Annotated in this window: 16 protein-coding genes; 2 read left to right on the forward strand and 14 right to left on the reverse strand. The window is 45.4% G+C overall.

Going from position 1 to position 14,674, the window contains the following annotated elements; genetic code table 11:
* Positions 1-74: 74 nt before the first annotated feature.
* The 11 genes from MKY52_RS01050 to MKY52_RS01100 form a co-directional block, all read right to left on the reverse strand.
* Positions 75-1,091 (reverse strand): HRDC domain-containing protein, encoded by a 1,017-nt coding sequence (locus tag MKY52_RS01050; RefSeq protein ID WP_341053316.1) that lies wholly within the window; start codon positions 1,089-1,091, stop codon positions 75-77.
* A gap of 211 nt (positions 1,092-1,302) precedes the next feature.
* Entirely contained in the window at positions 1,303-2,184 is an 882-nt protein-coding gene (locus MKY52_RS01055; protein ID WP_340968289.1) for an ROK family protein, read from the reverse strand.
* 262 nt (positions 2,185-2,446) lie between these two features.
* Positions 2,447-3,373: a 5'-3' exonuclease gene (locus MKY52_RS01060; protein ID WP_149645832.1), complete on the reverse strand. Its 927-nt coding sequence runs from the start codon at positions 3,371-3,373 to the stop codon at positions 2,447-2,449.
* 308 nt (positions 3,374-3,681) lie between these two features.
* On the reverse strand, positions 3,682-4,056 hold the full coding sequence (locus tag MKY52_RS01065; protein WP_042186196.1) for an arsenate reductase family protein: 375 nt from the start codon (positions 4,054-4,056) through the stop codon (positions 3,682-3,684).
* Between the two features lie 179 nt (positions 4,057-4,235).
* Positions 4,236-5,225 (reverse strand): RluA family pseudouridine synthase, encoded by a 990-nt coding sequence (locus tag MKY52_RS01070; protein ID WP_341049335.1) that lies wholly within the window; start codon positions 5,223-5,225, stop codon positions 4,236-4,238.
* A gap of 1 nt (position 5,226) precedes the next feature.
* Entirely contained in the window at positions 5,227-5,793 is a 567-nt protein-coding gene (locus MKY52_RS01075) for a cob(I)yrinic acid a,c-diamide adenosyltransferase (RefSeq protein ID WP_060625224.1), read from the reverse strand.
* Between the two features lie 183 nt (positions 5,794-5,976).
* Complete coding sequence (locus MKY52_RS01080; protein ID WP_052404481.1) at positions 5,977-6,165, reverse strand: aspartyl-phosphate phosphatase Spo0E family protein; 189 nt, start codon at positions 6,163-6,165, stop codon at positions 5,977-5,979.
* Between the two features lie 250 nt (positions 6,166-6,415).
* The gene (locus MKY52_RS01085; RefSeq protein WP_042186187.1) at positions 6,416-7,636 is read right to left on the reverse strand and encodes an aminotransferase class I/II-fold pyridoxal phosphate-dependent enzyme; all 1,221 of its coding nucleotides are present in this window, start codon (positions 7,634-7,636) and stop codon (positions 6,416-6,418) included.
* Between the two features lie 13 nt (positions 7,637-7,649).
* A complete protein-coding gene (locus tag MKY52_RS01090) occupies positions 7,650-8,150 on the reverse strand; it encodes an Lrp/AsnC family transcriptional regulator (RefSeq protein ID WP_042125589.1) in 501 nt (166 codons plus the stop codon).
* A gap of 259 nt (positions 8,151-8,409) precedes the next feature.
* Entirely contained in the window at positions 8,410-8,799 is a 390-nt protein-coding gene (locus tag MKY52_RS01095; RefSeq protein WP_042186183.1) for a spore coat protein, read from the reverse strand.
* A gap of 30 nt (positions 8,800-8,829) precedes the next feature.
* Entirely contained in the window at positions 8,830-9,063 is a 234-nt protein-coding gene (locus MKY52_RS01100) for a spore coat protein (protein ID WP_042186181.1), read from the reverse strand.
* A 177-nt stretch (positions 9,064-9,240) separates the two neighbouring features.
* On the opposite strand from MKY52_RS01100, the gene MKY52_RS01105 reads away from it, so the two are divergent.
* Entirely contained in the window at positions 9,241-10,464 is a 1,224-nt protein-coding gene (locus MKY52_RS01105; RefSeq protein ID WP_341049338.1) for an NAD(P)/FAD-dependent oxidoreductase, read from the forward strand.
* A gap of 93 nt (positions 10,465-10,557) precedes the next feature.
* Here MKY52_RS01105 and MKY52_RS01110 read toward each other — a convergent pair whose 3' ends face one another.
* The 3 genes from MKY52_RS01110 to MKY52_RS01120 form a co-directional block, all read right to left on the reverse strand.
* Entirely contained in the window at positions 10,558-11,100 is a 543-nt protein-coding gene (locus tag MKY52_RS01110) for a hypothetical protein (protein WP_052404205.1), read from the reverse strand.
* Positions 11,101-11,313: 213 nt separating this feature from the next.
* Complete coding sequence (locus MKY52_RS01115; RefSeq protein ID WP_042125581.1) at positions 11,314-11,733, reverse strand: DUF350 domain-containing protein; 420 nt, start codon at positions 11,731-11,733, stop codon at positions 11,314-11,316.
* 31 nt (positions 11,734-11,764) lie between these two features.
* Positions 11,765-14,131 (reverse strand): endonuclease MutS2, encoded by a 2,367-nt coding sequence (locus MKY52_RS01120; protein ID WP_341049339.1) that lies wholly within the window; start codon positions 14,129-14,131, stop codon positions 11,765-11,767.
* Between the two features lie 150 nt (positions 14,132-14,281).
* Here MKY52_RS01120 and MKY52_RS01125 point away from each other — a divergent pair, with 150 nt between their 5' ends.
* Positions 14,282-14,629 (forward strand): phage holin family protein, encoded by a 348-nt coding sequence (locus MKY52_RS01125; protein WP_042186173.1) that lies wholly within the window; start codon positions 14,282-14,284, stop codon positions 14,627-14,629.
* Positions 14,630-14,674: the final 45 nt, after the last annotated feature.

Below are 14,674 nucleotides of genomic sequence, written 5' to 3' on the forward strand. Positions count from 1 at the left end.
GGACGAATAAGCAAGACGAAGGCCCTGTAACCGTAAGGTATAAGGAAGCCTTCGTCTTTTTGGTATGCGCAAATTTAAAAGCTGGTCGCCATGCCCACTTTATGCGTTTGCTCTCGACGGAAACGGATGCGTATCAATCGCAGACGCTCATAATAAATATCCAATCCTTCAGCAGCAGAAAAATCGTCACCATACACCTTATGTAACACCGGTTTTAGGAAAAGATCCCCGAGCTCCACATAGGCATTCCATATCGCATCCTGCTCATTCTGCGGCATATTGCCAAGCTCTACATGGATCAGCTTCTCGACAGAATAACCTTCTCTTTCTAGCTCCTCTACCGCTTCAATCAGTTCACGCCGGTTCACTCCACTATTCACCTTAAGCTGTTCCAAGCCCAACCCATTCTCGATCCCCTGTAGCAAAATCCTCCGCAAGCGCAGTCGTTCTAGCTGCTTCTTATATTTGACTTCTTTCTGTTTATAAAGCCAAGATACGAAAGACTCCTCTTCAATTACTTCATGCACCCAATTTAGAGGGAAGGCATGTTCCCTTGCCACCGCAGTAGTTATAGCCAGCCAATCAGCCCCAAACTGCGCTATCTTGCCTTCTCCCACACCCGGAATTTGCATCAGTTCCTCTGGCGTATGCGGTAGAAATGTACTTAACAAGCGCAACAGTCGATTACTGGCGAGAATATAGGGCGCCTTCCGTTCACTCGAAGCCTTACCACGGCGCCAAGCACATAACTCTTCATAAATGGCTTCATTCCCATAATGTTCGCTGTAATATTGAAGCTTCAGCTGCTCCTGATTACGTCCAGTAAGACTATCCTCCTCGTGGAATATCCCATCGATTAAGGGTCGATAGCCATCTCCCATCTTCACTGCTAGCTCATGCCTGTATACACAGAGCATCTCATTCCATGAACCACCTTCATACCACAAATTCTCAATGTAATTATCCCCTCCTGAAAAATCACGCCAGCCCAAACTCCAGATCCCCTCTTCCTCTCCAATCCACAGCTGGGCGTACACCTCTTGATCCACTCCAGATATTCTGGATAAACGGTTCATAAACACAATTTGCATATTCATCCCTACCTTTCTCAACATTACAGCAAGCACAATAACCTTCCGGGAAGAGCCTCCTTCGGAGCGAACAAATCCTTTCTCAATCAGACCCCGAACGCAAAAAAGCACCTCTCTCACGATAAACGCGAAAGAGGTGCTCCCTCATTAAATGCTATACTGTTAGATCCTAGAATACCATATATTACCGAACAGTCAATGTCTTTTTATACTAGTTTCTAGCTAGAGCTAATGTAGCCAATCCAATCGCTCCAGCAAGCCCTGCATTGTCTCCAAGACCTGGTGAGACAACATAATTATCGATGTCGACATTAAGCGATGGATGTTGAACATATCCGCTCAATAACTCTTGCAGCTTAGTGCGAATCAGCGGGAATAGGTGGCTTTGCTTCATAACACCACCGCCCATTACGATTTTTTGAGGAGACAGAATCAGCACATAGTTCATGAGTGCATGTGCAAGATAGTGAGCTTCCATTTCCCATGCCGGATGGTCCACTGGTAGCTCTCCTGCCGGTTGTCCCCAGCGTTTGCCGATCCCCGGACCTGCGGCTAATCCTTCAAGACAATCGCCATGATAAGGACAGTAACCCTCAAACGTATCCTCTGGATGTCTACGAACTAGAATATGTCCCATCTCAGGATGTGACAATCCATGGACCATCTGGCCGCCAACAACCGCTCCTGCTCCAATGCCTGTCCCAACCGTAATATAAAGACAGCTGTCCAGACCTTTAGCTGCTCCCCATTTACTCTCCGCAAGCGCTGCACCATTCACATCCGTGTCAAAGCCGATCGGAACGTTAAATTGCTCAGCCATTGTGCCTACCAGATTATATTGTCCCCAGTGAGGTTTTGGTGTCGTTGTTATGTAACCATAAGTAGGGCTGTCCAGTACGGGATCAATTGGTCCAAAAGATCCGATTCCGAATGCTTCTACATTTTTCTCTTTAAAATAGTCTATTACTAGTCCCATCGTTTCTTCCGGTGTTGTTGTCGGAAAGCTAACTCGGTCAACAATGGTACCGTCCTCATAACCAATCCCACATACAAATTTTGTTCCGCCTGCTTCAATCGCTCCCAATAGCTTCACAGCAATTATCTCCCTTTCTCTAGTTAGAAGTTGAAACGCTACCCATACACAAATAAATAATATCATTAAAAAAAGCAATCACCAGCCCTAATTATACGTCGAATGAAGCGCTATCACAACATGTATAAATGCCTTTGGCGTCCTTATAAGGACGGTAGCGTTTAAGAGAGAAAGATAAGGACAATGTATAGTGTGAAACTTATACGTTCTTATAGTTTAACAAAACACCCTCCATGCATCTTTGCATGAAGGGTGTCTGATCTTAACCCAAATCGCCTAACTCAATCTGTACAATTCCCCGTTCGTCCTGCACCTCAGCAATCAAATGCATCAAGCTGCCGAACTCTAGCTCCTGAAATTTGCGCGCAGCTGTTTCCCGCTGTAGTTGCCACAAGGCTTCCGTCAGCTCGCAGACCACTGGTACATCGCAACGGATTTCCGCTAACTCTCGCGATAGATGCAGCATATCCAGATCTGCTTCGATTTTGGTACGCACACCTTTAGGGAGCAGATGCAGATTCTCAATTACACCTTCAACTGTTCTGTATTCGGTCAGCAGTTTCAGCGCAGTCTTCTCACCAATCCCTTTTACGCCGGGATAATTATCACTGGTATCCCCCATAAAGCCTTTCAGGTCAATCACTTGTCTAGGGGTTAGCCCCTTTTCCTCCAGCAATTCTGCAAGGTCATACACTTTATAGTTAGAGCGTCCCTTTTTCATAATGACGACCTTAACATTCTCATCAATGAGCTGAAGCATATCATGGTCACCCGTCAAAATATATACCTCAGAGTTTTCACTGTAACAAGAAGCCAGCGTACCAATGCAATCATCCGCTTCATAACCTGCAAGTCCAATGTTCGGCACCCCAAGCTCAGCTACTACATCTTTTACTAGATCGAACTGTGGAATCAGCTCTAACGGGGCTTCAATCCGATTCGATTTGTACCCATCGTATTTCTCGGTGCGGAACGTTCCTTTGCCCATATCCCAGCAGCATACGACGTGAGAAGGCTCAAATGTGCTTACTGCATCGAAAAAATACTGCAAAAAACCATACACCGCATTCGTCGGCAATCCAGCTTTTGTCTTGCGAATATATCCTCCATAAGAGGTCGCATAAAAGGCCCGGAACAGCAGAGCCATTCCATCTACAAGCATTACACGGCCCGTTGTTTCTGCTCTCATGTATAAACCTCTCCCTTAATCGTTCATTGTATTGTCATTAAGCGCTTGTCCATGTTATTGCACAAAGAGTATTCTATCAGAAAACACTTGATCTGATAAGGGATCATATAGTTACACATATGGGAGCTTATTCTTATCCTTTGAAATTAACAAGTAAAAACACCATCGGTGCCCTTGCAAGGGCGGTAAGCTTAAGCGAGAAATATAAGTATATTATAGAATCTTGGTCTTTTGTGATTTTCCTAGATATCCAAAAAGGGATGCCACAACAGCCATGAAATGACTGTTGGGACATCCCCTTTACGGATTTATACTTTGGAAGTATTGGTCCAAGCTTCAGCATATTGATCTTCTTTAAAGCCTACCGTAACTTTAACACCATCAGTGACAATCGGACGTTTATTTAGCATACCATGGCTCGCGAGCAGCTCAAGCTTCTCCTGCTCACTAAGCTGTGCCATTTTGTCCTTAAGACCCAATGCTTTATAGACTTCACCACTTGTATTAAAAAACTTTTTCAGTTCAAGTCCGCTATTGGCCAGCAATTCACGCAGCTCCTCAACGGTAGGCGGCTGTTCTGCGATGTTTTGAAGCTCAAGCTCATGACCTTGAGCTTGTAGCCATTTTACTGCACTGCGGCAGGTGCTGCATTTTGGATATTGATATACTTTTAGTTTGCTCATGTTGTTCTCCTTTAATGGTAGTGATGAGTGCGCTACGCTGGCAAATTATTCTTCCGATCGCTGTTATCCTCAGATTTCTTGATTAGTCCGCTTGTTGCGGATGAAATCCGAGGATAAAGGCGAACACTCCGTTTCTCCAGAACCAATTCGCCCTCTCGCTAACATCACTAAGATAATTTTTACCTCAAATTCGCTTTCGGGCCTTGCTCCAATACATTCTCCAAGGCCGCCATATCAGGCGGCAAAGGAGCTTCAAAGATCATTTCCTGCAGCAGCACCGGATGCTTGAACGTCAGACGCACCGCGTGCAGTGCTTGACGCGGTATGGAGGCATCTAGTGCTGTAACGGACTCCAACTGTTCACTTTGAGTTAAAGTCAATTCCGGTAGATTATACAGCTCATGACGATACATGCTGTCACCAATCAAAGGACAGCCGATAGAGGTCATATGGACCCGAATCTGATGAGTACGACCACTCTCCAGCTTCAGTTCAACTTTTGAACCTTGTGCGTATACGGTTTTAACCTCATACCGAGTCAGAGAAGGATAACCATCCGGTGTCACGATACGCCGATGCGGCTCCTCAGGATCACGGTCAATAGGTCCGTCGATATCGCCGAAAGGCTCCACAGGAGCCCCATGAACAAATGCAGCATAACGTTTGTCCACTGTACCCGCAATCATCTGCTCAGAAATATGCTGATGGCTATACGGATTCTTGGCGATGACTAACACACCGGAGGTTTCCTGGTCCAGACGATGGACGGGTCGAAAGCGGAAACGTTCATTTTTTTGGGCCCAATAATGAACTACTCCGTTAGCCAGCGTGTCAGTGTAATGTCCGTGTGTGGGATGCACGATGATCCCTGCTGCCTTGTTTACTACGAGCAGATGCTCATCTTCAAATAGAATTTCAAAGGGAATCGGCTGCGGTAAAATATCATCCGAAGTTTCTGTTTCCATGCGAATCTGTACAATATCGCCTGCCTTAACATGTACGCTGATATAAACACGCTCTCCATTTAATGTAATCCCTTGTTCTGTTTGCTTAAGGCGTGACAACAATTTACGTGAGACATCCATCCGTTTATGCAGGATCGTCTTCAGCAACCAGTCGTCCTCTTCAGGCGGTATAATATAAGTAATTGGTGAATAATAGCTAGTCATATTAGTCTCGGAACACCTTTTTACTGCGAATGTATTCTACATCAGTAATCCCTGCCCGTGTATTAGCCGTCCTAGCCAGCGCAAAGAAATAATCGGATAACCGGTTCAAATAAATAACCGCTTCCGGGTTAATGTCTGCATTTCGTCCAAGTGTAACTGCCCGGCGTTCCGCCCGGCGGCAAACCGTACGGCACACATGAAGAACCGAAGCTAACGGACTGCCCCCAGGGAGGATGAATTTTTCTAGTGGTGGATTCTCTGCTTGAAGATCATCAATCCAGCCCTCCAACCGTTTAGCCATCTCACTTGTTACCATATATTGACCACCATCACCTAGCTTAATAAAAGCCAGATCGGTTCCGCAATCGAATAGCTCATGCTGAATTTCCAGCAGCTGCTCGCGTACATCATCAAACTGATCGTCCTCCATCAGGCTCCTTGCCTGACCTACAAAGCAATTCAGTTCATCGATCGTTCCGTAAGCTTCAACTCGGACATCGTCCTTACCAACCCGGCCGCCAATCACTGAAGTTTGACCCGCATCACCCGTGCGTGTATAGATCACCATGGCTTACTCCTCCTATCCATTCTTCAAATCACATAATGCTAGTTTAAGCTTTCTTATATAAAAATGGCAAATGAAGAGTATAGGCATATTCTCTCCAAGTGTGACTGCAATGTTGCGATGTGTGAGCTTAAAGAAACAACAAAAAGAGGACCCTAGGGTCCTCTTCAACAGCATGTAGCGACGTTATTTTCCAACTGGACGCCCCTTCATGTATTCATTTATCTTGAGATCCAGTAAACTGCTAATTTCAATCACATTATCTGAAGTGAATGATTTTTCCTGCAAAAAAAGCTGCTCCATTTTGCTACGGAGTATTCTAATTTCATCTTCCAGAGAGAGTATGCGAGCAGAAGCATCACCCTTGGGGGACAGTTTCCCACTTCCAGAAAAACACTGCCCTCCATAGGAAGGTAAGTAATAATCGGCACTAAGCACAATCATCCCTCCTAAAAGTATTATTGAGCGCGTGCCATAAAATGTCATTAAAGTAATAAAAGCAACTTCAAAGCAACGCTTAATTCCAGAGTAAAATACGTCCTTGTTAGTTCTATTATAGGGGTTAATTACTCTCAAAGTAAAATAATACCATAGGATTATAGGATAGGCTATAGTCCAATTTTCTCTATTCCATTCTCTCTCGTTCCAGTTGTGTGACAAAAGCACCAATGCGTTCTATAGCTTCATTCAGTTGAGCTACTGATGTAGCATAGGAGCAGCGTAAGTAACCTTCACCACCTAAACCAAAGACACTTCCAGGTACAGCTGCCACCTTATATTCAAGTAATAATCGTTGTGCAAACTGATCAGATGTCAGTCCTGTTTTGCGCACGCTTGGAAAAGCATAAAATGCACCTTGTGGTTCATGGCACTCCAGTCCCGCATCACGCAAACCCTTAACAATCAGCCTCCGCCGTTGGTTATAAGAATCGACCATTCGATCCTTCTCTTCCATCCCATTGGTCAGTGCCTCAAGTGCAGCCACTTGGCCCATAGAAGGAGCGCACATCACAGTGTACTGGTGAATCTTAAGCATAGCGGAGATCAAATCAGGGTGACCACAAGCATAACCCATTCTCCATCCAGTCATGGCAAAAGCCTTGGAGAAACCGCTGACCAAAATCGTACGGTCCATCATACCTGGCAATGAGGCAAAGCTGACATGATTAATTCCATACGTTAATTCCGCATAGATCTCATCCGAAATTACAATAAGATCATGCTTCTCTACAACCTTGGCGATCGGCTCCCAATCCTCTCGGGTCATAACACTTCCCGTTGGGTTGCTCGGGTAGCACAGAATTAGAACTTTGGAGCGTGGAGTAATCTTCGCTTCCAAACTCTCTGCAGTAAGTTTAAAGTCATTCTCTCCGATGGTTTCGATACCTACAGGAATACCACCACCAATAGCCGTTATCGGCGAATAAGAAATATAGCAAGGTTCTGGTATGAGGATCTCATCGCCCGGCGTGATCAAAGCGCGCAGAGCCAGATCGATAGCCTCACTTCCGCCGACCGTTGCTATAATTTGATTGGCAGGATCATACTCCACTGCAAAACGGGTGTGCAAATAGTTCGCAATACCCTCCCTTAGCTCAGGCATACCTGCGTTGGATGTATAGCCTGTAAATCCTCTTTCCAGCGAATAGACACAAGCTTCTCTGACATGCCACGGGGTCTTGAAATCAGGCTCCCCGACTCCAAGTGATATGATATCCTTGCTGCCTGCAGCCAGATCAAAAAACTTACGAATACCCGAAGGCTGAATTTGCTGTACCAGCGGGGCCAAATAAGAATTCATTGATTTGCTGTCTTCTCCAGTTAGCTGCGTTTTGTTCGTGATCATATGATTACTTCCTTTATGGAGAGATCATCAGACGGTTGTCTTCCTCATGCTCCTCGAAGATGATCCCATCCTGTTTGTATTTTTTAAGGGTAAAATTCGTTTTAGTTGAGAGTACTGAATCTATTGGAGACAGCTTCTCGGATACAAAATTGGCCACTTCACGTAAGTTTCGGCCTTCCACTTCTACCAGAAGATCGTAAGCACCTGACATCAGATAAACGGATTTCACTTGTGGATACAGGTAGATTCTCTCGGCAATGCCTTCAAATCCGCGACCCCGTTCGGGTGTAATCTGTACCTCAATCAGCGCTGTCACTTTCTCGTCATCGACTTTATCCCAGTTTACAACGGCTGCATACTTAACAATTACATGGTCCTTCTCTAATTGCCCAATCGCCGTCTTTACGTCTTCTTCTTCCTCGCCAAGCAGCGTAGCTAAGAGTGCAGTAGATCTTCTCGCGTCCTCTTTAAGCAGTTCCAGCACTTTCCTCTTTAGTTCGTTCATTTCCTTCATGCCTTCCCTCCGGATAGTTCGCAAATGACGTTGCGCTATTCATGCGTCGCCCCGCGAAAAGAGTTTAATACTAATATGACATGAATTGAGCATCTCTGCAAACAAAATAACCCCATATGATGTCCGCATAGAAGACTGTGTTTACTCAGCTAAATGGATTTTCATACAAAAAATGCCCGTTTATACCGGAGCTCTCGGTATAAACGGGCGTCAGCCTTAAGGTTATGGGGCAGGATGCTTCATCTGCTAACCATCTTGGTTACATTAAATGAGACGGTTGATGCTGTCCATTCGAATGAAGATGCGCGTTCGCATTGTGAGCAAAGGATCCAGCTTGTCCGGTTTTTTGCTGAACAAATTGTCCGGCTTTTTGCTGCAATTGCTGTGCAGTTTGGAGCTGCTTGTCTACATCTTGGCGCAATGCTTTTGCAGGTGCAGGATACATATTCAGTTGGGACATCTGCGTATAAAGCTCGCCCTGAAGTCGAAGCGTGTTCATGGTCATGTCGTTAAACACCCGACGAACCGCTGGACATGCCGATTCTGTAGCGGCAGTCGCATATTCACGGACCGTCCGCTTCAAGTCACACAAAATGGTGTTCATTAAATCCTCATCTGGCATAAATGCTGCTGGATTCTGTGCGTTCATTTTATAACCTCCTTAAGATTAATAATGCAATTATTGTGGGCTTGTTGGTGCGTACTGTTGATGCTGCTGGAGTAACTGAGTGAGTGTATCCATGTGCTGCGTGTGATTTTGGATATGCTGCAAACAAACTTGTCGGACCTGCTCGTTCTGCGTTGTCGCAGCGGTAGCCGCACATTGCTTAAGAAGCAAGTCCTCATTAGAGATGGAGTCTGCGATATATTCCAATTCTTTTCCACTTAGTGCCTGCATTTGCATTGATTGCATGAGTTGTAGTCCCTCCTTGTAGTTGATCCAAACAGGCTTTAGTATACCGCCAAAGCACACCATTTATTTGCCCGAAAGCATTAGAGAGATATGACAAAAATAAGAACATGCTGCGAATGAGACGGTAATATGCCGCCCATACTAAATAATGGAACAAATGAAGGAGCGATCATTTTCATGAGACTAAACAGCGGCACCCCCCCTTGGAGAAACACTTTACAAGACCCTCCAACTTATCCTGCGCTAGAGGATACCGTTCACTGTGATTGCCTGGTTGTAGGCGCTGGAATGGGCGGAGCAATGGCGTCCTATCGCCTGTCGTTAAGCGGAGCTGAGGCTGTTCTGATCGAAAAAAGACGCGTCGGAAGCGGAAGCTCACATGCCAATACTGGTTTACTTCAGATATCTAACGACAAATCGTTAACCTCATGCATGAACACGTTTGGAGAAAAGAGCGGCTTACTCTTTTACCAGCTATGCCAAGCAGGGGTTAGAAATATTTTAGATCTGCGAGCCAAGCTCGATATCGATCCCCAGATCATTCCTCGCAGCAGCCTTCTATATGCCAGTACACCAGAGGATGTACCTGCTCTGCGAGAAGAATATGAGAACCTCGTTGCTCACGGATTCGATTCTGATTTCTGGGAAGAGGATAAAATTGCTTCGGTGTATTCTTTTTCTAAACCTGCTGCACTTTATTCACGCAGTGATGCAGAAGCGAACCCTTTCCGGACAGTTCACAGCCTGATCGCCAAGGCAGCAATGAATGGTGTACACATTTATGAGCAGACCGAGGCTAAACACTATGAGTTTACTGAAGATGGTGTAATTTGCCACACAGAGAACGGACGTATTATTGCGAAGAAGGTTATTTTTGCAATGGGTTATGAAACGCAGGAGTTTAAAAAAGACCGGGGCGCTGAGCTGATCAATACGTATGCAGTGATGACCAAACCTCTGAAGGAATTCCCCAAGTGGCATGAGCGGAGCCTCCTCTGGGAAACCGCCCGACCGTATTTGTATTTTCGGACAACACCGGAGGGACGTATTATTGCAGGAGGTAAAGATGAACCGTTGACGGATCCAGAGCGCCGTGATATCAGAGTGATTTCACAAAGTCAAAGGTTATTGGAAGAGCTGGAAGCTTTATTTCCTGAAATCAAAGGCATTGAGATAGAATACTCCTGGGGTGCTGTATTCGGCTCTACGCGTGATGGGCTTCCTTATATCGGCCCTCATCCCAAGTACCCTCATTGCTACTTCATCGAGGGTTATGGGGGCAATGGGACGGTGTACAGCATGATTGCTGCGGAGTTATTAACAGATACGATTGCGGGTAAACATCGGCCGGAGCTTGATCTATTCTCATTGACACGATCAGCCAAACCTTCTCCTTCTTAGAAAACGGACGTGAATAAGCAATATTGAGGCTCTTTTAAAAAAAGCTTAGTCCCCTTATGGTCATTAAGAGGACTAAGCTTTTTATGAGGATGCTTATGCTTTATCGGTACTCAGATTACGTACGAGCTGAATACGGTCTTCCTGCGCTAGACTGTGCTGTACATGGAAACAAGACGGGCACACATACACATTAAGGGAGAATGGAGATGTTAATACAGGTCCACCTAGTGTAGCCGGTGCAGATGGCTCGAAGCTGCTAACAAGCTGTTTACCAGCAAGGATAGTTAACTCATGGCATTGTGTACATTCCGGAGCTTCTTCCTGAATCGCTAAGATGCCCGATACACGCTCTTCATACTTATTCAAATCATAATCATCACCGAATTGGTTGAGCGTGTTGTAAATAGGAACTACACTGTCTTTGTCGACATCTCCCCAAAGATCATCATCATTAATAACCTCTTGTTTAGGTTCTTCTACAACTTCTTCTTCCTCTTCTTCAATGCCGTCTATCCCTACAGTAACTGTACGATATCCGTTAAGTTCATTGTTGCAGTGAGGGCAATTTTCCTCGGGTCCGAATTCCTCGTCCCATACGATTTCGGTATGACACCAAGGGCATACAGTTGTTTCCATCTTAATAATCTCCTTCATACTTCACGTTTAAATTTAGTTCATCATTAAATAAATAATACCGGCTGCTATAAAAGCAATAGCTGACACAAACAGAACTCGGGTAAGAATCTTCATGATATCCTCCTAATACTCCACAAAGTGGAGCTGCTCATTTCAAAGCTTGTCCAGCTTCATCTGGAATCCTTTGTAGGGAGGTGCAAATCTTTCTATTTTCTAAAATATAGCTGCACCGATCACATAAGACAACGAAACCGAGATAAGCATCGCTATTAGCCCAACAGCACGGTTATCTGCAGCGATCTCCTCATCAATAGAGAACACTGGGGTTAGGAATTCAAATAAAAAATAGGCAAGCAGCAGCAGCAAAAAACCGACGACCGACCACTTCATCGTCTCATAAATCGAAACACCTGATTCAATGCTGAAACGCAGTACGTTGCAAATTCCGAAGATTTTGCCACCAGTAGCCATGGCTACTGCCAAGTTCCCCTTGCGAATTTCTTCCCAGCAATTATATTTCGTTACCATTTCAAAAATAGACAGAAATACAACAAGCCCAAGAATTGCTACTGCAAAGTAACCAAGCAAGGCACCTAGCGGATGACCCAGCAAAAGATCAATATCTCCTTGCACACTTTTCCCTTCTTTCTGCCGGGCAATCCCGCTATTGCAGCTCAGCCACGGTTACGCCTGCGCCGCCTTCATTATAATTTCCAAGCCTATAGCTCTTAACATGTCTGTGCTTACGCAAATATTCTTGAATTCCTGTGCGGAGCACACCTGTGCCTTTACCATGAATAATAGAAATTTGGCCCAGATTTCCTAAGAAGGCTTCATCAATAAAACGATCCGTCTCCATAATCGCTTCTTCCAAATTCGTACCTCGCAAATCCAGTTCTCTACGAATGTTCTCATCACGGGAGCGTTTAACGGTTGTCGCCTGCCGAAGGGGCGTTGGTACAGAGGCTGCTTTCGAAGAGAGCAGTTCCAAATCATCCAGGCTTACCTTCATCTTCATGATCCCAAACTGTACTAAAGCCTCTTTAGAGCCGCTTAATTCCACTACAAAACCTTTTTGGTTTAAGCTATCTACTTTCACTTCGTCACCAGGACCAATCGTCCGCGGAGTCTTAGCAGGCTTACGAGTAGCGGCTTTCTTACGCGGTGAAGGTTCGGCTTCGTCTAGACGTCTCCGTGCTTCAATCAGCTTATGCTCTTTGACTGAAGCGCCTTCTTCCATAGCTAAGCGTCGTAAATCACTGATAATTTCCTCAGCTTCTTTACGCGCTTTCTCCAAGATTGCGCTGGCATCTTTCTCCGCTTTCTCCAGTCGTTTATCTCGCTGACTTTCCAGCTTCTCCAGCTCTTGCTGCTGTCTGCTGCGTAATTCCTCTACTTCGCGGCGGATACTCTCTGCTCGCTCATGTTCCTGTTCCGCTCCAAGTCGATTCTCTTCGAGAGAAGCAATCATATGCTCTACACGTAGATCCTCTTCCTTCACTTCGCCGCGTGCATGCTCCAGAATCTCACCTGGCAGACCTAACCGCTCTGCAATTGCAAAAGCGTTGCTTCGTCCAGGAACACCAATCAGCAAACGATAGGTAGGACTGAGACTTTGGACATCGAATTCCATGCTGGCATTGATGACCCCTTTACGCTCATAAGCGTAAGCTTTCAATTCGCTATAATGCGTGGTAGCGACCATACGGCATTCAGTCCGGTGAATATGTTCCAGAATGGCAATCGCCAGCGCGGACCCTTCTGCCGGATCCGTTCCTGCACCCACTTCATCAAGCAGAATAAGACTCTTGGGAGTCATTCTACGCAGAATTGAAATAATATTCGTCATATGGCTGGAGAATGTACTCAGACTCTGCTCAATGCTCTGTTCATCGCCTATATCTGCATAAATGGCATCAAAAACACACATTTGACTGCCTTCTTCTGCAGGGATGAACAACCCAGACATCGACATGAGACTCAACAGTCCAATGGTCTTTAGTGTAACGGTTTTACCACCCGTATTCGGTCCGGTTACAATAATGGAGCTATATTGGTTGCCGAGCTCCACATCCAGAGGAACGACATGCTCCGAGGGAATAAGTGGATGGCGTCCTTTGCGCAGCTTCAAATACCCTCGATCGTTCATACGAGGCTGTGTAGCCTTCATATCTCGGGCAAGACGCGCCTTGGAGAAGATAAAGTCAAGCTCGCCAAGAATATCGATATCATAAGTCATTTCTTCGGCTATATCAGCTACAAGCGCTGTTAACCTATGCAATATGATCTCGATCTCCCGTTCTTCACGCAGCCGTGTTTCACGCAGCTTATTATTCATGGCCACAATGGACTCAGGCTCGATAAATAAAGTGGCTCCTGATCCGGACTGATCATGTACAATGCCCCCGAAATGCGCACGATACTCCGCTTTTACAGGAATAACAAACCGATCTCCACGAATGGTTACCAGCTGATCCTGCAGCATTTTAGCAACGGAAGAAGAACGAATCATGGAATCCAGCTTCTCACGAATTCGGGTCTCTCCTCCGCGCAATTCACGGCGAATCGTAGCTAATTCAGAGCTAGCTGTGTCAAGTACATCTGCGTTCTCGTCTATACATAAACGGATGGCATCTTCTACATGTTTTTGCTCCGATAAAACATCGCTGAGTGAAAATAGGAATTCAATCTTTTCCTCCTCATGCATAGCTGCCAGGAATCGTTTGACTCTTCGTGCGCCGCCAATGGTAGTTCCCACTGCCAACAGTTCAGTTGTTCCCAACATTCCACCTATAGAGGCACGTTTTAGTGCTGCTCGAATATCGCTTATCCCGCCGAATGAAGGAATCCCCTTCAGACGATCTACATTAGCCGCTTCGTCCGTGGCTTGAAGTAGCTTCTTCACACCTTCAAAATCACCAGACGGTCTTAGTTGCTCCGCAGTCATTCGCCCCATTGAGGTTTGCGTATATTGCATTAATTTATTTAAAATCTTGCGATATTCAAGCGTATGCAAAATTTTGTCGTCCAATTACAGTCACAGCTCCCTTCATAGATGTTTCCATTATACAGAATTCAAGCCAATTTCGCTATTTGGTATCGGTTAAAGCATAAAAACAAGTATTAAGGTCACAATAAGAACTGCACATATCCTTAGCTTGGGCCAAAGGAGGTTAGTACAGTGAATTTCTTGAGTCATGTGGGTCGTTTTATTGTAGCAGCGCTTGTTCTGATGGTCGTTAGTTGGATTGTTCCACAGTTCTCGGTTGGTGGCTTCTGGAGCGCTCTAATCCTTGCACTGGTGATTGCGTTACTCGGCTGGGTTGTCGAAGGAATCTTTGGCAAAAAAGCAACGCCCTTCGGGCGCGGTATCGTCGGTTTCATCGTTAGTGCATTAGTCATCTGGGTCGCTCAATTCGTAGTGAGTGGAGTCAGCGTTTCCATTCTAGGAGCTATCCTGGCGGCGTTGGTCATCGGTATTGTCGATTTGTTTTTGCCGGTATCCACGCCGTTTGAGGCAGCAAAGTAACGAAAGCTATTTACAACACAGAACCCCTATTTCCGGTTCTTTTCC

Source organism: Paenibacillus sp. FSL P4-0184 (genome assembly GCF_038004625.1).
Lineage (GTDB): Bacteria > Bacillota > Bacilli > Paenibacillales > Paenibacillaceae > Paenibacillus_AQ.